Origin of the sequence: Pseudacidovorax sp., assembly GCF_017991995.1 — a bacterium.
In the GTDB taxonomy this organism is placed as follows: domain Bacteria; phylum Pseudomonadota; class Gammaproteobacteria; order Burkholderiales; family Burkholderiaceae_C; genus Xenophilus.
Map to the genome: position 1 here is coordinate 24,011 of NZ_JAGOPN010000009.1, position 19,259 is coordinate 43,269.

Here is a 19,259-nt window from a genome sequence, read left to right on the forward strand (position 1 = left end):
GGGCGCCCTCCCCAGCGTATGGCGCAGGAATGATGCACCAGTTCCTCACCGCGAACCGGGGCGCACTGATCGCCCGCTGCCGGGACAAGGTCGCCCTGCGATCGACCCCCCCCGTGGCCGAACAGGAACTCGCGCACGGGATCACTGAATTCCTGGACCAGTTGATCCACACGTTGCTGGCCGAGCGTGCGGACGACACGCAGCGCAGCCGTCAGGTCTCCGGCGTCTCGGGCGGCAGCAGTCGCGCCATCTCGGACATCGCCGAATCCGCCGCCCATCATGGACGGGAACTGATGGGACACGGCTTCACGATCGAGGAAGTGGTCCACGACTACGGCGACCTTTGCCAAGCCATCTCCGACATGGCGTGCGAAACCGGCACCGACATCGGCGTGGATGAGTTCAGAACCCTGAACCGATGCCTGGACAACGCCATCGCCAGCGCGGTGACCGAGTACACCCGTGGCCGCGAACTCGAGGCGGCCGACCGGAACGCCCAGGAACTCAACGAGCGGTTGGGCGTCTTCGCGCACGAACTGCGCAACATGCTCTTTGCTGCCAGGCTGGCGCACCGGGCGATCAAGGCGGGCAACGTGGGCACCAACGGGGCGACAGCCGACGTGCTGGATCGCGCACTGTCCGGCATGGGCAAGCTGATCGACCGATCGCTGGCGGAGGTACGGATCATTGCCGGCATGCCCCCGCAGCGGCGACGCTTCTCTCTGGCCGAGTTCATCGCTGAAATCAAGGTCTCCGCCGAGATGGAGGCGCAAAGCCGGGGCTGCGTGTTCAGCGCCTCCGCCGCCGACCCGACGCTCGCGCTGGAGGCCGATCGCGATTTGATACTGGCTGCCGTGGGCAACCTGCTGCAGAACGCCTTCAAGTTCTCGCGCGCCGACGGGGGCGTGGTCACCCTGCAGGCGAACGCCGCGCAGGAACGCATACTGATCGCCGTGCAGGACAACGGCGCGGGCTTGTCGGATGTCGCAATGCAGGCGCTCTTCCAACCCTTCACGCAGTTGGGAGACGACCGTAGCGGCATCGGCCTGGGCCTGTCCATTGCCCGTCGGAGCGTTGAACTGAACGACGGCACCCTCGATGTGCGCCACGCGCCCGATCACGGTTGCGTGTTCACCATTGCCATGCCGCGCCACACCTTGCCCTGAACGCCTGGCGCCGAACCGTCATCGCCCCTGTTCCTCCACTTCGAAAAGCACCCATGAAGAACCCATTCCCTGCGCAGGCGCCCGGCTACGACGCCGAGGCGATCACGGCCGTCATCGAGCGGGCGTTCGCCAGCGCGGGCCTCGACACCTCGTCCGCGCCAATGCAGGGCCTGCGGGCCACGCTGCGCCACGCGCTGCATCCGGGCAGTGCGGGTCGCGTCGCCACGCCCGCGGCCCCCGAGCGCGATGCCGTGATCGACGTGCCAGCCCGCGTGACCGATTCCGACAGGGCCGCGGATTCGTTCGAGCGGCACGAATTCCACAGCCCGGCCGGTGCCCGCGCCTACAAGCTCTTCGTGCCCGCGCACAGGCCGCCGGCACCCTGCCCCCTGATCGTCATGCTGCATGGCTGCACCCAGTCGGCGGACGATTTCGCAGCGGGCACGCGGATGAACCGGCTGGCGCAGGCGCACGGCTTCCTGGTGGTCTATCCCGAGCAGTCGGCGCAGGCCAATGCGTCGAGATGCTGGAACTGGTTCCAGCCGCAGGACCAGCGGCGCGATGCCGGCGAGCCCGCACTGATCGCCGGCATCGTTCAGGAGGTCGCGACCCGGCACGCCGTGGATCCGGACCGCATCTTCGTGGCGGGGTTGTCCGCGGGCGCGGCGATGGCGGTCGTGATGGGCGAGACCTACCCGGACCTGATCGCCGGCATCGGCGTGCACTCGGGCCTGCCCTACGGCAGCGCGCAGGACATTCCCTCTGCGCTGGCCGCGATGAAGGGCGGACGCCACGCCGCCGGGAGTCACGGCGCCCGCGCCGCCCCTGCGGCGGGGCAGCCGCACCTCCATGCCGTGCAGCGCGTGCCGCTCATCGTCTTCCACGGCGACCGGGACCATACCGTCCAGCACAGCAACGGGGCGCGGATCGTCGAGCAGGCCTGCCAGGCGCATGAGCCGTCGACCCGCAGCACCCACCGCGGCGAAGCGCCGGGCGGGCGTCCCTACAGCCGCACGGTCCATGCGAGCGCACAAGGGCTGGTGTGCATCGAGTCCTGGACGCTCCACGGCGCAGGCCACGCGTGGTCCGGGGGCGATGCGCGCGGCTCGTACACCGATGCCAGCGGACCGGATGCCTCGGCGGAGATGGTGCGCTTCTTCCTCGCCCTGCCGGCTGCGCGGCCCCCTGCGCTTTGAGAGCACCTGACGGCCCGCCCCGGCACGCGCCTGCCGCGGCAGGCCCGGTTGCCAGCCACCAGGAGGGGCGATGACCGATGCGCCGACCGACCCCGCCGCGCCCGTGCGGCTTCCCCGGGCCCTGATCGACCGGATCGCGCCGCCGTTCGTGCGCTTCCTGCACATCGAGGCGGCCGGGGGCGCCGTCCTGCTGGTGGCCACCCTCGTCGCCCTGCTGCTTTCGAACTCCCCCTGGGCCGCCGGCTTCTCCGGCCTCTGGGAAACGCGGCTGGAACTGCGGCTCGGGGACCTGGAATTCGGCCGCTCGCTCAAGGGCTGGATCAACGACGGGCTGATGACGCTGTTCTTCTTCCTCGTCGCGCTGGAGCTCAAGCGCGAAGCGGTCCTGGGCGAGATGCGCCACCCCCGCATGGCAGCCCTGTCGGTGGCCGCGGCATTGGGCGGCATGGTCGCACCTGCCGCGCTCTACCTCGCGCTGCAGTGGGCACAGCCCGGCCAGCACGGCTGGGGCATCGTGATGGCGACGGACACGGCATTCGTCATCGCCTGCCTGGCATTGCTCGGCAAGCGCATCGCGCACAGCCTGCGGGTGTTCATGCTCTTCCTGGCCATCGTCGACGACATCGGCGCCATCGTGGTGGTCGCGGTGGGCTACAGCCACCACATGGACTGGCGCATGCTCGCCCTGGCAGGCCTGTGCATCGGCGTCCTGCGCGTGCTGGCGGCCGCGGGCCTGCGCAGCATCCCGATCTACGTCATCGTGGGCTGCGCCACCTGGCTGGCCATCGACGCCTCCGGACTCCACGCCACCGTCACGGGCGTGATCCTCGGGTTGATGACGCCGGCGCGGCGCTGGGTGAGCGACCGCCGGCTCTATGCCATCCTGGGGCAGGTCATCGCGCATCCGGCGGGCCAGCAGGGCAGCGGCAACACCAGCGACCGCAGGACCTTGCAGGTGGCGGAGATCGCCGCGCGCGAGTCGCTCTCGCCGGTCGAGCGGCTGGAGATGGCGCTGCACCCGTGGGTCAGCTTCTGCATCATGCCGGTCTTCGCCCTCGCCAATGCAGGCCTGGCACTGTCGTGGACGAGCGTCGCGCAGCCTGTGGCGGCGGCGGTGTTCCTGGGTTTCGCCGTCGGCAAGCCGGCCGGCATTCTTCTTTTCAGCGCGCTGGCCTTGCGTTCGGGCCTGGCCCTGCGCCCTGCGGATCTGAGCTGGGGGCAGATCACCGGCGGCAGCTTCCTGGCGGGCATCGGCTTCACGATGGCGCTGTTCATTGCCAATCTCGCCCTGGTCGGACCCTTGATGGACAGCGCGAAGATCGGGATCTTCCTGGCCTCGCTGTTCTCGGCCGCCATGGGCCTGGCGCTGCTGGTGTGGATGCCGCGGACACCGCCGCCGACGCGCGGAAAAAGATAAGTGGGGAAAAGCGGCACGCAGGGCGTGATGCGCGTACGATGGGCTCGTTGATATGTGCAAGGCCTTCATTGCATCGGTCTTTTTCCGCGTCTAACGGGCTTGTCCCTCGGCTGTGTCGAATCTCCCTTGTTGATTTTCTTGGCGTCTCTTCACCGGGTGCGCGCCTGCGTCCCGGCAACCTCGAAAGGAAATCGACATGACCACACAAACCGGAACCGTGAAATGGTTCAACGACGACAAGGGCTTCGGCTTCATCGCCCCCGACAACGGCAGCAAGGACCTCTTTGCCCACTTCCGTGAGATCCAGGGCGGCGGCTTCAAGACCCTGACCGAGAACCAGCATGTGCAGTTCGAGGTCGTCCAGGGTGCCAAGGGCCCCCAGGCCTCCAACATTCGCGCCGTGAGCTGAAACAGCCGGGCCCGATGGTCCGGCCGATCTTCCAGGACGGCCTGGCCTCTCAAGCGCGGTTCATCCGCGCTTTTTTATTTCCGGAAGGCACCGTCGCATGAAGAATCTGCAGGAGGCCACCGAGCGCATCTGCGAACTCAAGGGGAGCCTGATCGCCCTGGACGCCTTGCTTCCGTCACTGCTGGAAGCCCTTCCATCCACTGCACACGGCACCTTGGTGCGCGCGTTCGAAGCCCATGCCGAGGCAGCGCGCACGGTCATCCTGAACACGCCCGTGTCGGATCATGTGCTGATCACCTTCGAACGGGACATTGCCCGGACGCAGGCGGTGCTCGCCGGGATCACGCCCGCGCCGGCCAACCCGGATCCGCGCCAGCCCGTGGAGTCTGTTCTGCTGACGACGACGCACATCAGCACCTATGCGGGCGCGCGGCTGCTGACCGGCGCGAGCGGCTTCTTCTTCCGCCGCGACGATCGGCTGTTCCTGGTCACGAACGCACACGTGCTGTCCGACGCGGCCAGCGCCCATGCGCCGGACCGCATCGAGATCGAGCTGCACACCGACACCCGCGACCTCACCCGGTACGCCACCTTCTCGATGCCCCTCTACGAGAAGGGGCTGGCGCTGTGGCGGCAGGCGGCCGACACGGGCGGGCCGGTGGACATCGCCACGCTCGAGATCCAGACCGCGCACCTGCCGGAGGGCTCGGTGCTGCATGCCTTCGACGAATCCCACCTCGCGCCACGCGGCGAGGACGTGGCCGTGGGCGACAACCTGACCGTCATCGGCTTTCCCCTGGGCTTCCACGACACGGTCCATCACCTGGCCGTCGCCCGCAGCGCGTCCATCGCCTCGGCCTATGGCGTGCGCTTCCAGCAGAAGGGCTACTTCCTGACGGATGCGAGGACGCACCGCGGCAGCAGCGGCGCTCCGGTGGTCCGGCGAAGGCTTGGCAGCGACCCGGGCCAGCGCTTGTCGCTGACCTCGTGGCAGCTGCTCGGCGTGCACTCCACGCGCATGGACATGCGCACCCGCGATCTCGTCAAGGACGAGTCGCTCGGCCTGAACTGCGCCTGGTACGCGGATGTGCTGAAGGTGCTGACCCAGGTCACATCCCTTGTGTCCAAGTGATGTGACTCTTCCAGTCAGGCCTTGACGCCGACGCTGACGCTGACGCCCACCACCCGATTGCGGCCTTCGCGCTTGGCGCGGTAGAGCGCACCGTCGGCCAGGCGCAGCAGCGCATCCGGCGTGTGCGGCTGGGTGCCATCCACAGTGAGCACGCCGAGGCTCGCCGTGACATGGGCAGCCACGTCGGAGTGCGTGTGGGCGATGCCCAGGGCCGCGACGGCCAGGCGGGCCTGCTCCGCCACGGCGAGGGCCTGCGCGTGCGGCGTGCCGGGCAGGATGCAGGCGAATTCCTCGCCGCCGTAGCGGGCGACCGTGGCACCGGGCACGGCGACGGCGGCCTGGAGGGCCGCCGCCACGCGCTGCAGCGCCAGGTCCCCGTCCACGTGGCCATGCGCATCGTTGTAGGCCTTGAAAGCATCCACATCGGCCAGGATCAGCGACAGCGGTCGGTCCCATTGCCGCTGCCGGCGGCTTTCCGCGTCCAGCTGGATGTCGAAATGGCGCCGGTTGGCCAGCCCGGTGAGCGCGTCGGTCACGCTCAGCCGATAGATGCGGTCGTTGAGCGCGCGCAGCTCGGCCTCGAAACGCTTGCGCTCGGTGATGTCGCGCACGATGGAGCAGTTGAAGCGCCGGCCCTCGTACTCGACGAGGTTGACCGTGACCTCGATGGGGATGTCCACGCCGTCGCGCGACCGATTGACGGTCTCCAGCCGGAAGCTCTTGCGCGCCAGCACCTCGGCCCAGTGCTCGCGCCACCGCGCCTCGTCGAAATGGGGATCGATGTCCCAGACATGCAGGCCCGCCAGCTCTTCGGCGGAATAACCCAGCAGGCGCGTGGTGGCCGGATTCACGAACACGTAGCGGCCGTGCTCGTCCAGCCAGATGATCATGTCGGCCAGCTTGTCCACCGTGACCTGGGTGAGCATGGCCCGGTAGGACGCCTCGCGCGCTTCGTCGTTCTCTGCCATGGTGCGACTCCCGCCTCGTCGGCTCGACCATCCGCTCCCCTGCCTCGATGCCACCAGGCGCGCGGGCGCCACAGTGCATCGCTGTGCCTATTGTTGACGCAGCTGCTCGCGCAGGATGCGGCGCACCTCCAGCATGGCCTGCGGCGTCTCCTGCACGCTGTGCCAGGAGGTGATGACCCGCTCGGACTCGGCGCCGGCCAGGTGGGCGCTGGCATAGGGCACCACGCCGTCGCTGGACTGGGCCAGCGGCAGCCGCGGGTCCTCGCGGCCGATGATGGAGTGATAGCGCACCCGCGGGCTCAGGGGCAGATCGGCCACGGCCCGCACGAAGGGATCTCGGTCGCTCAGGTTGTCGATGCTGTTGGGGATGCGCGGCGGCAGGCCGTTCTCCTGCATCGGCGCGAGCCGCGCCAGCCGGCGGCTCAGGTCGCCCACCTGTTCGAGCATGGCCAGCGGCAGGGTGACGAGATTGGCCACGCGCCGGGCCAGGCCGGTCTCGGCAAAGGGCGTGCCGCGGTGCGGCGCGGCGATGAAGATGGCCCGGTCCACCTGGGGCAGGGCCTGGAAGTCGAAATACTCGGCCAGCTCGCGCTGCAGCGTCGGATCGTCCGCCAGGGCGGCGTCCATGGCCGGTCCCTGGGGCAGCACCGACCACAGGGCGCGGCCCGAGTCCGAAACCAGCAGCCGCGACAGCACGCCGCCCATGCTGTGGCCCACCAGCACCATGTGGCGCGAGGCCGGTGCCGTGCCCTGCGGGTCGAAGTGCGCCAGCGTCTGCTGCAGCGCCTGTGCGATGTTGCGGCGGTTGAGCACCAGTGGCGCATTGGTGGGGTAGTACACCTGCCAGATCTGGTAGTGCTGGCGCAGCGTCTCGTCGCCCAGCACCTCGTTGGCCACGTTGACCCAGGCCTCCGGGCTGCTGGCCAGGCCATGCAGCATGACGACGATGCCGCGCTCGGGGTCGTAGGGCTGCATGAGCTGCACCTGCGGCTGCACGATGCCGTCCGACAGGCCCAGCAGCGTGCGCAGCGCCTGTGTCGCGAAGCCCGAGCGGGCCAGCCACAGCCCGTAGCCGGCCGTGAAGTTGGCGGCCAGCGGCGCGGGCACGCCCGCCAGGTCGACCCGCTCGCTGCGGTAAGGGTCGTACAGGCGCACCTGCACGCGGTGCGTACGCAGCACCTCGGCCGGCGTGCGGCCCTCGAAGGTCAGCAGGGCCGTGAGGGCCGGGTAGCGCATGGGGACGAAGGGCGCGTGGACCGGGCCGCGTTCCGGCGGCGGCAGCACGGCCACCAGCGGAGCGCCGAAGCCATCGCGCCGGTAGGTGTTGCGCAGGCCGGTGAAGCGCAACGACGAGGCCGCCAGCAGTTCCTGAGGCAGTGGCATGTCGCTGGCGAAGCCGGGACTGTCGAGCCGCGCCGACAGCTGCCAGCGGCCCACGGCGAGTTCGGCCACCTCGCCGGTCGTGGCACCGGCATCGGGTGCGCGGGCGTCGCGCGCATGGCGGTGGAACAGCCGCGTCACGGTCCGCTGCACCGCGAAGTTGTAGTAGTCGCGCACCTGGGTCTGCCGGTCCTCGAAGGCGCGGTCGCCCGGACTGCGGCGCGTGAGGAAGAGGTAGGCCCAGGCATGGCGTGCCGTCTCCAGCCAGGCATCGACCGCGGTGTCATCGGCGTCGCCACCCTGGCCGGACGCCTGCGCGTCCGGCGCGATGGCCGGTTGCCGGTCGGACTCCAGCGCGGCCTGCAGCCACAGCTCGGCCAGCGCCGACAGCCGCTGCTCGTCGGTGATGCCCTCGGCCTGCGACAGCGCCTGCCGGCAGGTGTCGGGGGCCTCGCCGCAGTCGTCGATGCCGGCCACGCGCGCGACCTCCTGCGCGGCGCCGCTCAGGCGCCCGGTGGTCAGCACGTCGCCTCGCCGCTCGGCCAGGTAGCGCGCGGGCGAGACGGACGACACCGACACCGCCGCGCAACCGGACACCAGCAGGGCCACGGCGAGCAGGAACAGCGCCGCCCACGGGCCGCGGCCCGACTGGCGCAAGGGCGCCGCCGCGTTCATCGCGCGGCCTCCATGCCCGGGATACCGCGTCGGATGGCCTGCGAGAACTGCGGGTCGGCATCGGCCGCCTTCGCCCGCTCGGTGATGCGGCCGGCGGCGCGCAGCGTCTCCAGGTCCGCCTTGGCAGCCAGGCCGTCGATGGACTTCAGGTACTCCGGCAGGTAGCCCGAGGCCAGCAGCCGCCAGTCCAGCGGCAGGCCACCCACGATGCGCCGCGCCATGTCGAACACGATGGTGGTGCAGTTGGCCGTGAGCGTGGAATAGAAGCGCGGGTGCGCCGCCAGCGTGGTCGACTGGTCCAGGTACGCCAGGAAGAGCGAGCGCATGGCCGCCGGCGGCATGGCGACGCGGTAGAGGTAGGCGTCCTCGCCGCGCACATTGGTGCGCACGCGCAGCACGTCGCGCTCGTCGGCGGCCACCAGGGCCAGCTCGAACTGCTTGAAGAAGCCGGCCACGGCCGAGAAGGACTCGCCACGCTCCTTGCGGATCTCGACCGAGTACACGAGGTAGCGCGTGCCGCCCTGCCCGTCGTCGAAGCCGAAGGAGACCAGGGTGTGGGCGATGGCCGGGCCCATCCAGTACGACAGGGCCATGTCCACGCTGCGCAGGCGGTCGAGGTCGTACTGGCGCGTCTCCCAGCGCACGGTGTAGTCGTCGTCGCTGCGCCACTCGAAGTTGCGCACGTTGCGCAAGGTGACGATGGAGCCGGCCACCGAGGGCTCGATGTGCCGGGCCACATCGTCGGCCCAGTCGCGCGTGTCCGAAGGCGCGATGCGGCCCCACCACACCAGCAGCAGCGCGAAGGCGAGGACATAGGCGGCCAGCGCACGGCCATGGAAGGGCCGCCACGGCCGCCCGATGACCCCGAGCGCGGCCAGGCCCCAGGCCGCCGCGGCCGCGATGCGCCCGCCTTCGGGCAGCGGCAGCCGGTAGTACAGCGCCAGCGCCGACCACAGGCCCGTACCCAGCAACACCAGCACGAGCAGGCCCCGGCCCATGCCGATCAACAGCCGCCTCATGGCGCCAGCGCCTCGCGCAGCAGCGCGATGTGGCTGCGCCGCTGCTGCTCCAGCGTGACCGGCGCGCCCTCGCCCTGCCCGTGCATCAGCTGCCACAGCACGACCTGTGCGATGGGCGCCATCAGCAACCAGGGCGAGGCCGTGAGCACGCCCTGCCCCAGGCTGCCCTGGCGCACGGCGCGGCGCACCAGGCGCTCGACGGCGGAGGCGAAGGGGTCGAGCACGGCGCGCTGCCAGCGCTCCACCAGCGCCTGCACCTGGCGGCCATCGGCCACCACCAGGCGCAGCGTCATGGCCGTCTCGGGCCGCGCCAAGAGGCGGTACACCGGGTCGATCACGCGCTCCACCAGCAGGTCGATGGTGACCATCTGCCCCGGCGCGAGCGCCGCCTCGTCCAGGCCGGCCGGCATGGTGAGCGAGCGGTCGATCAGTGCTTCGAAGATCTCTTCCTTGCTGTCGAAGTGCGCATAGACGCCGCCCTTGGACAGGCCCGCCCGCAGCGCGATGTCGTCGATGCGCGAGGCCGCGAAGCCCTTTTCGTGGAACACCGACAGCGCCGCGTCGAGGATCTGCGCCATGCGCAGCGGCGGCGGCAGGCGCTGGCGCGAAGGCCGGCCGCCGGGCAGGCCTTCGTCGGACGTCGGATACGGAGGGTCGGCGGTCGGTGCGGTCATGGGCGTGCGTGTGGGTGCGGACAGCGAGGCGGCCGGCGATTATGGATGCACCTCCCCGCTAACGACTTGCGAGTCGTTAGACGGGCATCCGTTGACCTGGATCAATGAGCGCGGGCGGGCCGGCTCCTACAGTTTTTCGCAGGCGGTGCCACCCGGCGCCGCACCGTTTCCCACCCGCCCCCTCGGGCGCCTTCAGGTCCAGCCGCCATGCCCGCCCCTTCTCCCAATCCTGTGCCGACCGCCGACGCCCCGGCCGATGCCGCGGCCGCCGCCCTCGACATGCAGGCGCGGGCCACCGCGGCCCGCCTCACGGGCGCCCTCTCGCCCATGGCCGGGCTGCTGGCCGCCTTCGACTGGGCCGCGCACCTGGCGGCCTCGCCGGGCAAGCAGGTGGCCCTGGCGCAGCTGGCGGCGCAGCAGGCCCAGGCCCTGAGCCGGGAATGGGCGCCCGCCACGCCCGACGCCTTCGCCGCGCCCGACCGGCGCTTCCGCGCCCCGGCCTGGCAGCACGCGCCCTTCAAGGCATGGCAGCAGGCCTTCCTGGCCAGCCAGCAGTGGTGGGACGCGGCCACGCACGGCGTGCTCGGCGTGGAGCGGCACCACGAGGACCTGGTCGCCTTCAGCGCCCGCCAGTGGCTGGACCTGCTCTCGCCCGGCAACCTGCCCTGGGCCAATCCCGAGGTGATCGAGGCCACGCTGCGCGAAGGCGGTGCCAACCTGCTGCGCGGCCTGCACAACTGGATGGAAGACGCGGGCCGACAAGCGTCCGGCGCTGCCCCGGCCGGCACCGAGCAGTTCCGCGTCGGGCACGAGGTGGCCATCACGCCCGGCAAGGTGGTGCTGCGCAATGCGCTGATCGAGCTGATCCAGTACGCACCCGCCACGCCCACCGTGCATCCGGAACCGGTGCTGCTGGTGCCGGCGTGGATCATGAAGTACTACATCCTCGACCTCACGCCCGAGGAATCGCTGGTGCGCTACCTGGTGTCGCAGGGCCACACCGTGTTCTGCATCTCCTGGAAGAACCCCGGCGAGGCCGAGCGCGACCGGGGCATGGACGACTACCTGCAGCTCGGCCTGCATGCCGCGCTCGACGCCGTGCAGGCCCTGTGCCCGCGCCGCAAGGTGCATGCCGCCGGCTACTGCCTGGGTGGCACGCTGCTGGCCATCGGCGCGGCGGCCATGGCGCGCGACGGCGACGACCGGCTGGCCAGCACCACCTACTTCGCGGCGCAGACCGACTTCTCCGAGCCGGGCGAGCTGGGCCTGTTCATCGACGAGAGCCAGCTCAGCCTGCTCGAAGCGCAGATGCGGCAGAAGGGCTATCTCACCGCCCAGCAGATGGCCGGGGCCTTCAGCATGCTGCGCAGCTACGACCTGCTGTGGTCGCGCATGGTGGGCGACTACCTGCTGGGCCACCGTGCGCCGATGAACGCCCTGATGGCGTGGAATGCCGACGCCACCCGCATGCCCGCGCGCATGCATTCCGAGTACCTGCGCCGGCTCTTCCTGGACGACGACCTGAGCGAGGGCCGCTTTCCGGTGGGCGGCCGGCCGGTCAGCCTGGGCAGCCTGCGCCTGCCCACCTTCATGGTGGGCACCGTCACCGACCATGTGGCGCCCTGGCGCTCGGTGCACAAGCTGCACTTCCTCTGCCCGGCGGAGATCACCTTCGCACTCACCACCGGTGGCCACAACGCCGGCATCGTGAACCCGCCCTCGCCCGACAGCCGGCGCAGCCACCGGTTGCTCACCCGGCCGGCCGATGGCCCCTACCTGGCGCCCGACGAATGGCTGGCCGCGGCGCCGACGCATGCGGGCTCGTGGTGGCCGGCCTGGCAGCAATGGCTGGCCGCCCACTCGGGCGCACCCGTCAAGCCGCCACGCATGGGCACGGGCCTGGCCGATGCCCCTGGCAACTACGTCCTGGAGCGATGACATGAACGCCGATCTCTTCTCCCTTCACGGCCGCAAGGGCCTGGTGGTGGGCATTGCCAACGAGCACAGCATCGCCTGGGGCTGTGCGCAGGCCTTCCACGACGCCGGGGCCGAGCTGGCCGTGACCTGGTTCAACGACAAGGCCCGGCCCTTCGTCGAACCGCTGGCGCAGCAGGTGCACGCCTCCATCGCGCTGCCGCTGGACGTGGAGCAGCCCGGCCAGCTCGAAGCCGTGTTCGCCGCCATCGGCCGCCAATGGGGCCGCCTGGACTTCGTGCTGCACTCCATCGCCTTCGCGCCCAAGAGCGACCTGCACGGCCGGGTGGCCGACTGCTCGCGAGAGGGCTTCGCGCGGGCCATGGACATCTCCTGCCATTCCTTCGTGCGCATGGCCCATCTGGCCGAGCCGCTGATGCACCGCGGCGGCAGCCTGCTCACGATGAGCTATGTGGGCGCCGAGGAGGTGATTCCCGACTACGGCGTGATGGGCCCGGTCAAGGCCGCGCTGGAGAGCAGCACGCGCTACCTGGCCACCGAACTCGGGCCCAAGGGCATCCGCGTCAACGCCATCTCGCCGGGACCGCTGGCCACGCGGGCGGCGTCGGGCATTCCCAACTTCGAGGCCCTGCTCGACGACGCCCGTCGGCGCGCCCCGCTGCGCCGGCTGGTGGACATCGCGGAAGTGGGCGCCCTTGCCGCCTTCCTGGTCAGCGACGCGGCACGCGCCATCACGGGCAGCACGCTGTACGTGGATGGCGGCTACCACGTGCTCGGATGACCATGGCCCGCCGAATCGCCCCCCTGCTGCTCGCCGCACTCATCGCGGCCGGCTGCGCGCCCATGATCCCGCCCCTGGCCCTGCCAGAGTCGCCGGTGCCTGCCCGATTCCCGGACGCCGCGCCTACAGCGGCCGTGCCCGTGGCCGCGGCGGACCTGGACTGGCCGCAGGCCTTTCCCGATGCCGAGCTGCAGGCGCTGATCGCCCAGGCCCTCGCGCACAACCGCGATCTGCGCACCGCCGCCCTGCGCGTGCAGGAGGCCCGCGCGGCCTGGGGCATCCAGCAGGCCGCGCTGCTGCCCAGCGTGGGACTGGCCACCGATGCCAGCCGCAGCCGCGTGCCGGCCGACCTCAACGTCAGCGGCAAGTCCGTCATCGCCAGCCAGTACCAGGTGGGCGTGGGCCTGGCCGGGTGGGAGCTCGACCTGTGGGGCCGCCTTCGCAGCCTGGACGAGGCCGCGCTGCAGGCCTGGCTGGCCAGCGACGAGGCCCGGCGCGGCCTCACCCTGTCGCTGGCGACGCAGGTGGCGCAGGGCTGGCTGGCCCTGCGCGAGACCGACGAGCGCCTGGCCCTGGCGCGCGAGGCCATCGCCAGCCGCAACGAATCGCTGCGCATCTTCAGCCGCCGCTTCGACGTCGGCGCCTCCTCGCGGCTGGAGCTGGAGCAGGTGCGCATCCTCGCCACCCAGGCGCGGGCGCTGGGCGCGCAGCTCGAACAGCAGCGCGCGCAGCAGGTCAATGCCCTCGCCCTGCTGACCGGTGTGCCCGTGGACCTGCCGCCGCGCAACCAGCCGCTGGCCGATGCCATGGTGGCCGATGTGGCCCCGGGCCTACCCTCGGCCATGCTGGCCTCGCGGCCCGACATCGCCGCCGCCGAACACCGCCTACGCCAGGCCAACGCCAACATCGGCGCGGCCCGGGCCGCCTTCTTTCCGCAGCTGACGCTGACCACCAGCCTCGGCACCGCCAGCGCGGCGCTCGACGGGCTGTTCGAGCCCGGCAGCCGCGCCTGGACCTTCGCGCCCAGCCTGTCGCTGCCCCTGTTCACCGCCGGCCGGCTGCGCGCCAACCTGCAGCTGTCCGAGGTGCGGCGCGACATCGCCGTGGCCGACTACGAAAAGACCATCCAGGGCGCCTTCCGCGACGTGGCCGACGCCCTGGCCGCCCGCCAGTGGCTGGTCGAACAGCTGGGCATCCAGAAGGAAGCACTGGCCGCGCAGGCCGAGCGCGCCCGCCTGGCCCGGCTGCGCTACGACGCCGGCTCGGCCGCCTTCCTGGAAGTGCTGGACGCGCAGCGCGACCTGCTCTCGGCCCAGCAACAACGGGTGCAGACGCAGCGTGCGCTGCTCGCCGCCCGCGTCTCCCTCTATGCCGCCCTGGGCGGCGGCGCCCACACCGTGGCCGCCACGCCCATCGCGACCTCTTCCTCCCCCTCCTCTTCCCAGCCATGAAGCCCACGAGCACAAAGCGCCTTCTCATCGTCCTGGCCGTGGCGCTGGCCGCAGGCGGCGCCTGGTACTGGCAGGCCGGCCGCGACAAGGGCTTCGGGCCGGGCTTCGCCAGCGGCAACGGCCGCATCGAGGCCACCGACGTGGACGTGGCCACCAAGCAGGCCGGCCGGGTGCGCGACATCCTGGTCGACGAAGGCGCCTTCGTGAAGGCCGGTCAGCCGCTGGCCACCATGGACGTCGAATCGCTCGACGCCCAGCGCGCCGAGGCCCAGGCCCGGCTGCAGCAGGCCGAGACGGGCGTGGCGGCCGCCGAATCGCAGGTGGCCATGCGCGAGAGCGACCGCCAATCCGCGCTGGCGCTGGTGGTGCAGCGCGAGAGCGAGCTGGACGCGGCCCAGCGCCGGGCCCGCCGCTCCGAAGTGCTCTCCGCCGAGGGCGCCGCCTCGATGCAGGAGACCGACGACGACCGCGCCCGCACCCGCAACGCGCAGGCCGCCCTGGGCGCGGCCCACGCGCAGGCCGAGGCCGGTCGGGCCGCGGTGCAGGCCGCCGCCGCCCAGCTCACCGGCGCCCGTGCCGCCGTCGGCGCGGCGCGTGCCACGCTGGCCCGCATCGAGGCCGACATCGCCGACAGCCAGCTCACCGCGCCGCGCGACGGCCGCGTGCAGTTCCGCGTGGCGCAGCCCGGCGAGGTCCTGGGTGCGGGCGGCAAGGTGCTCAACCTGGTGGACCTGTCGGACGTCTACATGACCTTCTTCCTGCCCGAGACGGCCGCCGGCCGCGTGGCCCTGGGCAGCGAGGCGCGCATCCTGATCGATGCCGCGCCCGGCTTCGTGATTCCGGCGCGCATCCGCTTCGTCGACGCCACGGCCCAGTTCACCCCCAAGACGGTGGAGACGGCCAGCGAGCGGCAGAAGCTCATGTTCCGCGTCAAGGCCAGCATCGACAAGGCGCTGCTGCAGCAGCACCTGGAACAGGTCAAGACCGGCCTGCCCGGCGTGGCCTGGGTGCGGCTGGACCCCCAGGCCGAATGGCCCGCGGAGCTGGCCGTGAAGACCTCGCGCTGAGCCGCCCATGACCGACTCGCCCCCGCCCGTCGTCCGCCTGCAGAAGCTGCGCCTGGACTATGGCCCCACGCATGCGCTGCAGGACGTGGACCTGGAGGTGCCGGCCGGCTGCATGGTCGGCCTGATCGGGCCCGATGGCGTGGGCAAGTCCAGCCTGCTGTCGCTGGTGGCCGGCGCCCGTGCGCTGCAGCAGGGCCGTCTGGAGGTGCTGGGCGGCGACATGGCCGACCGGCGCCACCGCGCGGCGGTGTGCCCGCGCATCGCCTACATGCCGCAGGGGCTGGGCCGCAACCTGTACCCCACGCTGTCGGTGGAAGAGAACCTGCAGTTCTTCGCCCGCCTGTTCGGCCATGCCGGGCCCGAGCGCCGCCGACGCATCGACGAACTCACGCGCAGCACCGGGCTGCAGCCCTTCCTGGCGCGGCCGGCGGGCAAGCTCTCGGGCGGCATGAAGCAGAAGCTGGGCCTGTGCTGCGCGCTCATCCACGACCCCGACCTGCTGATCCTGGACGAGCCCACCACCGGCGTCGATCCACTGGCGCGTGCGCAGTTCTGGGCCCTGATCGCGCGCATCCGCCAGGGCCGTCCGCAGATGAGCGTGATGGTGGCCACCGCCTACATGGACGAAGCCCAGCGCTTCGACTGGCTGGTGGCCATGGACGACGGCCGCGTGCTGGCCACCGGCACGCCGCAGGCCCTGCTGGCGCGCACCGGCACGCCCACGCTGGAGCAGGCCTTCATCCAGCTGCTGCCCGAGGAGAAGAAGCGCGACTGGGCGCCGGTGCAGATCCCGCCGCTCGAAGCGGGCGACGACGACATCGCCATCGAGGCCGAGGGCCTGACCATGCGCTTCGGCGACTTCACGGCGGTGGACCACGTGAGCCTGCGCATCCGGCGCGGCGAGATCTTCGGCTTCCTGGGCAGCAACGGCTGCGGCAAGTCCACCACCATGAAGATGCTCACCGGCCTGTTGCCCGCCAGCGAAGGCCGGGCCTGGCTGTTCGGCAACGAGGTGGACCCGCGCGACATCGACACCCGGCGGCGCGTGGGCTACATGTCGCAGGCCTTCTCGCTGTACGGCGAGCTGACCGTGCGGCAGAACCTGGTGCTGCATGCGCGGCTCTTCCACGTGCCCGCGGCCGAGCAGGACGCGCGCGTGCAGGAGATGCTGGAGCGTTTCGGCCTGCAGCAGGTGCAGCACAGCCTGCCCGAAAGCCTGCCGCTGGGCATGCGCCAGCGCCTGTCGCTGGCCGTGGCCATGGTGCACCGGCCCGAACTGCTGATCCTGGACGAGCCCACCTCGGGCGTGGATCCGATCGCGCGCGACAACTTCTGGCGCCTGCTGGTGACCCTGTCGCGCCGCGACAAGGTCACCATCTTCATCTCCACCCACTTCATGAACGAGGCCGAGCGCTGCGACCGCATGTCGATGATGCATGCCGGCCGCGTGCTGGACAGCGACGCACCGGCAGCCCTGGTGGCGCGCCGCGGCGCCGCCAGCCTGGAAGAGGCCTTCATCGGCTACCTGGTGGACGCGGGCGGTGGCACGCCCGACCAGGCGGCGGACGAGGCGCCCGCCGCCCCGGCCATCTCGGCTTCTGCGCCGCCGCCGCGCACCGCCGCCTTCAGCCTGCAGCGCCTGTGGAGCTACCTGTGGCGCGAGGCGCTGGAGCTGCAGCGCGACCCGGTGCGCGCGACCATGGCGCTGCTGGGCTCGCTGGTGCTGATGGTCGTGATGGGCTACGGCATCAACATGGACGTGGACAACCTGCGCTATGCCGTGCTCGACCGCGACCAGAGCACGCTCAGCCAGAGCTATGTGCTGGACCTGGCCGGCTCGCGCTACTTCACCGAGCAGCCGCCGCTGCGCGACGACGCCGACATGGACCGGCGGCTGCGCAGCGGCGACATCTCGCTGGCCATCGAGATCCCCTCGGGCTTCGGCCGCGACGTGCTGGGCGGCCGCGACGTGCAGGTGGGCGCGTGGATCGACGGCGCCATGCCCACGCGGGCGGACACGCTGCAAGGTTATGTGCAGGGCATCCACCAGTACTGGCTGGTCGAGCAGATGCGCGCACGCACGGGCAGCACGCCGGTGGCAGCCGTGCAGGTGCAGTCGCGCTACCGCTACAACCCCGACGTGCGCAGCCTGCCGGCCATGGTGCCGGCCATCATCCCCATGCTGCTGCTGATGCTGCCGGCCATGCTGACGGCGCTGGCGGTGGTGCGCGAGAAGGAACTGGGCTCCATCGTCAACCTCTACGTCACGCCGGTCACCCGCATCGAGTTCCTGCTGGGCAAGCAGCTGCCCTACGTGCTGCTGGCCATGCTGAACTTCCTGCTCATGTGCGCGCTGGCCGTCACGCTGTTCGGCGTGCCCTTCACCGGCAGCTTTGCCACGCTGGCCGTGGCGGCGCTGCTGTTCAGCGTCATCGCCACCGGCATGGGCCTGCTGGCCTCGGCCGTCACCCGCAGCCAGATCGCGGCCATGTTCTTCGCCATGATCGGCACGCTGATCCCGGCCACGCAGTTCTCGGGGCTGACGGATCCGGTCTCGTCGCTGCAGGGCGTGGGCCGCTGGGTGGGGCAGATCTACCCGGCCACGCACATGTTCACCATCAGCCGCGGCGTGTTCAGCAAGGCGCTGGGCTTCGGCGACCTGCAGCAGGCCTTCGTGCCACTGCTGGTGGCGGCGCCGCTGATCGTGGCGGCGTCGGTGGCGCTGCTGCGCAAGCAGGAGGCCTGAGCAGGTGATAACGGATCCACCATGAACGACACCCCGCTCGCCCCATCGCATCGCACAGCCGCCTCGCCCGCCGGCCGCCGCAGCGCCATCGCCCGGCGCCTGGCCAACATCCTGCGCCTGGGCGTCAAGGAGCTGTGGAGCCTGTGGCGCGACCCGACCATGCTGGTGCTGATCGTCTACACCTTCTCGGTGGCGGTCTACACCGGCGCCACGGCGATCCCCGAGACGCTGCACAACGCGCCCATCGCCATCGTGGACGAGGACCAGTCGCCGCTGTCGCAGCGCATCGTCTCGGCCTTCCAGCCGCCCTACTTCTCGGCGCCGGTGGCCATCGGCCAGGCGCAGATGGACGCGGGCATGGACGCGGGCCGCTACACCTTCGCGCTGGTCATCCCCACCGGCTTCCAGCGCGACGTGCTGGCGGGCCGCCACGCCGAGGTGCAGCTGAACGTGGACGCCACCCGCATGAGCCAGGCCTTCTCGGGCAATGGCGCCGTGCAGCAGATCGTGACCGAGCAGGTCAACGACTTCCTGCGCCGCTACCGCGCCACCACCACGCTGCCGGTGGACCTGGCGCTGCGCGCCCGCTTCAACCCGGCGCTGGAGAAGGCATGGTTCGGCGGCCTGATGCAGATCATCAACAACGTGACCATGCTGGCCATCGTGCTCACCGGTGCGGCGCTGATCCGGGAGCGCGAGCACGGCACCATCGAGCACCTGCTGGTGATGCCGGTGACGCCCACCGAGATCATGCTGGCCAAGGTGTGGTCCATGGGCGTGGTGGTGCTGGTGGCCGCGGCGGCCTCGCTGCAGTTCGTGGTGCAGGGCCTGCTTGGCGTGCCGGTGGAGGGCTCGGTGCCGCTGTTCCTGGCCGGCACGGCGCTGCACCTGTTCTCGACCACCGCCATGGGCATCTTCATGGCCACCGTGGCGCGCTCGATGCCGCAGTTCGGCCTGCTGCTGATGCTCACGCTGCTGCCGCTGCAGATGCTCTCGGGCACGGTCACCCCGCGCGAGAGCATGCCCGCGCTGGTGAAGGACCTGATGCTCGCCGCGCCGAACACGCACTACGTGGAGCTGAGCCAGGCCATCCTGTACCGCGGCGCCGGCATCGACGTGGTGTGGCCTTCCTTCTTGGCGCTGTTCGTCATCGGACTCGTGCTCTTCGTCATGGCGCTCTCGCGTTTTCGGCGCACCATCAGTCAGATGGCCTGAACGTCCCTGTTTTTCATCGCAAGGAGAT

15 protein-coding genes are annotated in these 19,259 nt (G+C 71.0%); 11 read left to right on the forward strand and 4 right to left on the reverse strand.

Annotated elements, in window-relative coordinates:
- The first annotated feature begins 32 nt into the window (after window positions 1–32).
- The 5 genes from KBC94_RS13565 (at window position 33) to KBC94_RS13585 (ending at window position 5,320) form a co-directional block, all read left to right on the forward strand.
- Window positions 33–1,166: a HAMP domain-containing sensor histidine kinase gene (locus tag KBC94_RS13565; protein ID WP_366934702.1), complete on the forward strand. Its 1,134-nt coding sequence runs from the start codon at window positions 33–35 to the stop codon at window positions 1,164–1,166.
- 53 nt (window positions 1,167–1,219) lie between these two features.
- Window positions 1,220–2,362, forward strand: coding sequence for a PHB depolymerase family esterase (locus KBC94_RS13570; protein ID WP_294370806.1), 1,143 nt, complete (start codon window positions 1,220–1,222; stop codon window positions 2,360–2,362).
- Between the two features lie 70 nt (window positions 2,363–2,432).
- Window positions 2,433–3,779 carry a Na+/H+ antiporter NhaA gene (gene nhaA / locus KBC94_RS13575; protein ID WP_294370808.1) on the forward strand — a complete coding sequence of 449 codons (1,347 nt, stop codon included), beginning with the start codon at window positions 2,433–2,435 and terminating at the stop codon, window positions 3,777–3,779.
- Between the two features lie 196 nt (window positions 3,780–3,975).
- Entirely contained in the window at window positions 3,976–4,188 is a 213-nt protein-coding gene (locus KBC94_RS13580) for a cold-shock protein (RefSeq protein WP_294370810.1), read from the forward strand.
- Between the two features lie 97 nt (window positions 4,189–4,285).
- On the forward strand, window positions 4,286–5,320 hold the full coding sequence (locus KBC94_RS13585) for a serine protease (protein ID WP_294370812.1): 1,035 nt from the start codon (window positions 4,286–4,288) through the stop codon (window positions 5,318–5,320).
- A 14-nt stretch (window positions 5,321–5,334) separates the two neighbouring features.
- Here the strand turns inward: KBC94_RS13585 and KBC94_RS13590 are convergent, their stop codons facing one another.
- The 4 genes from KBC94_RS13590 to KBC94_RS13605 form a co-directional block, all read right to left on the reverse strand.
- Complete coding sequence (locus KBC94_RS13590; protein WP_294370814.1) at window positions 5,335–6,288, reverse strand: diguanylate cyclase; 954 nt, start codon at window positions 6,286–6,288, stop codon at window positions 5,335–5,337.
- A gap of 87 nt (window positions 6,289–6,375) precedes the next feature.
- Window positions 6,376–8,343: an alpha/beta fold hydrolase gene (locus tag KBC94_RS13595; RefSeq protein WP_294370818.1), complete on the reverse strand. Its 1,968-nt coding sequence runs from the start codon at window positions 8,341–8,343 to the stop codon at window positions 6,376–6,378.
- On the reverse strand, window positions 8,340–9,362 hold the full coding sequence (locus tag KBC94_RS13600; RefSeq protein WP_294370821.1) for a DUF4105 domain-containing protein: 1,023 nt from the start codon (window positions 9,360–9,362) through the stop codon (window positions 8,340–8,342). The genes KBC94_RS13595 and KBC94_RS13600 overlap by 4 nt, the downstream gene beginning before the upstream one ends.
- Window positions 9,359–10,036: a TetR/AcrR family transcriptional regulator gene (locus KBC94_RS13605; protein WP_294370823.1), complete on the reverse strand. Its 678-nt coding sequence runs from the start codon at window positions 10,034–10,036 to the stop codon at window positions 9,359–9,361. The genes KBC94_RS13600 and KBC94_RS13605 overlap by 4 nt, the downstream gene beginning before the upstream one ends.
- Before the next feature lie 207 nt (window positions 10,037–10,243).
- Here KBC94_RS13605 and KBC94_RS13610 point away from each other — a divergent pair, with 207 nt between their 5' ends.
- The 6 genes from KBC94_RS13610 to KBC94_RS13635 all read left to right on the forward strand — a co-directional run bounded on the left by KBC94_RS13610 (window position 10,244) and on the right by KBC94_RS13635 (window position 19,231).
- On the forward strand, window positions 10,244–11,974 hold the full coding sequence (locus tag KBC94_RS13610; RefSeq protein WP_294370825.1) for an alpha/beta fold hydrolase: 1,731 nt from the start codon (window positions 10,244–10,246) through the stop codon (window positions 11,972–11,974).
- 1 nt (window position 11,975) lies between these two features.
- Window positions 11,976–12,752, forward strand: a complete 777-nt coding sequence (gene fabI, locus KBC94_RS13615) for an enoyl-ACP reductase FabI (RefSeq protein WP_294370827.1) — start codon at window positions 11,976–11,978, stop codon at window positions 12,750–12,752.
- Between the two features lie 2 nt (window positions 12,753–12,754).
- A complete protein-coding gene (locus KBC94_RS13620; RefSeq protein ID WP_294370831.1) occupies window positions 12,755–14,203 on the forward strand; it encodes an efflux transporter outer membrane subunit in 1,449 nt (482 codons plus the stop codon).
- Window positions 14,200–15,270: an HlyD family efflux transporter periplasmic adaptor subunit gene (locus tag KBC94_RS13625; protein WP_294370832.1), complete on the forward strand. Its 1,071-nt coding sequence runs from the start codon at window positions 14,200–14,202 to the stop codon at window positions 15,268–15,270. Before KBC94_RS13620 ends, KBC94_RS13625 begins: the two co-directional genes overlap by 4 nt.
- A 7-nt stretch (window positions 15,271–15,277) precedes the next feature.
- On the forward strand, window positions 15,278–18,016 hold the full coding sequence (rbbA, locus tag KBC94_RS13630; protein ID WP_294370835.1) for a ribosome-associated ATPase/putative transporter RbbA: 2,739 nt from the start codon (window positions 15,278–15,280) through the stop codon (window positions 18,014–18,016).
- Window positions 18,017–18,103: 87 nt separating this feature from the next.
- Complete coding sequence (locus KBC94_RS13635) at window positions 18,104–19,231, forward strand: ABC transporter permease (RefSeq protein ID WP_294371293.1); 1,128 nt, start codon at window positions 18,104–18,106, stop codon at window positions 19,229–19,231.
- The last annotated feature ends 28 nt before the right edge of the window (window positions 19,232–19,259 follow it).

What these genes read in the sequence shown, in the direction of transcription:
- KBC94_RS13565 (WP_366934702.1), top strand. Translation starts at nt 33, where the DNA reads ATGCACCAGTTCCTCACCGCGAACCGGGGCGCACTGATCGCCCGCTGC.
- KBC94_RS13570 (WP_294370806.1), top strand. Translation starts at nt 1,220, where the DNA reads ATGAAGAACCCATTCCCTGCGCAGGCGCCCGGCTACGACGCCGAGGCG.
- nhaA (WP_294370808.1), top strand. Translation starts at nt 2,433, where the DNA reads ATGACCGATGCGCCGACCGACCCCGCCGCGCCCGTGCGGCTTCCCCGG.
- KBC94_RS13580 (WP_294370810.1), top strand. Translation starts at nt 3,976, where the DNA reads ATGACCACACAAACCGGAACCGTGAAATGGTTCAACGACGACAAGGGC.
- KBC94_RS13585 (WP_294370812.1), top strand. Translation starts at nt 4,286, where the DNA reads ATGAAGAATCTGCAGGAGGCCACCGAGCGCATCTGCGAACTCAAGGGG.
- KBC94_RS13590 (WP_294370814.1), bottom strand. Translation starts at nt 6,288, where the DNA reads ATGGCAGAGAACGACGAAGCGCGCGAGGCGTCCTACCGGGCCATGCTC.
- KBC94_RS13595 (WP_294370818.1), bottom strand. Translation starts at nt 8,343, where the DNA reads ATGAACGCGGCGGCGCCCTTGCGCCAGTCGGGCCGCGGCCCGTGGGCG.
- KBC94_RS13600 (WP_294370821.1), bottom strand. Translation starts at nt 9,362, where the DNA reads ATGAGGCGGCTGTTGATCGGCATGGGCCGGGGCCTGCTCGTGCTGGTG.
- KBC94_RS13605 (WP_294370823.1), bottom strand. Translation starts at nt 10,036, where the DNA reads ATGACCGCACCGACCGCCGACCCTCCGTATCCGACGTCCGACGAAGGC.
- KBC94_RS13610 (WP_294370825.1), top strand. Translation starts at nt 10,244, where the DNA reads ATGCCCGCCCCTTCTCCCAATCCTGTGCCGACCGCCGACGCCCCGGCC.
- fabI (WP_294370827.1), top strand. Translation starts at nt 11,976, where the DNA reads ATGAACGCCGATCTCTTCTCCCTTCACGGCCGCAAGGGCCTGGTGGTG.
- KBC94_RS13620 (WP_294370831.1), top strand. Translation starts at nt 12,755, where the DNA reads ATGGCCCGCCGAATCGCCCCCCTGCTGCTCGCCGCACTCATCGCGGCC.
- KBC94_RS13625 (WP_294370832.1), top strand. Translation starts at nt 14,200, where the DNA reads ATGAAGCCCACGAGCACAAAGCGCCTTCTCATCGTCCTGGCCGTGGCG.
- rbbA (WP_294370835.1), top strand. Translation starts at nt 15,278, where the DNA reads ATGACCGACTCGCCCCCGCCCGTCGTCCGCCTGCAGAAGCTGCGCCTG.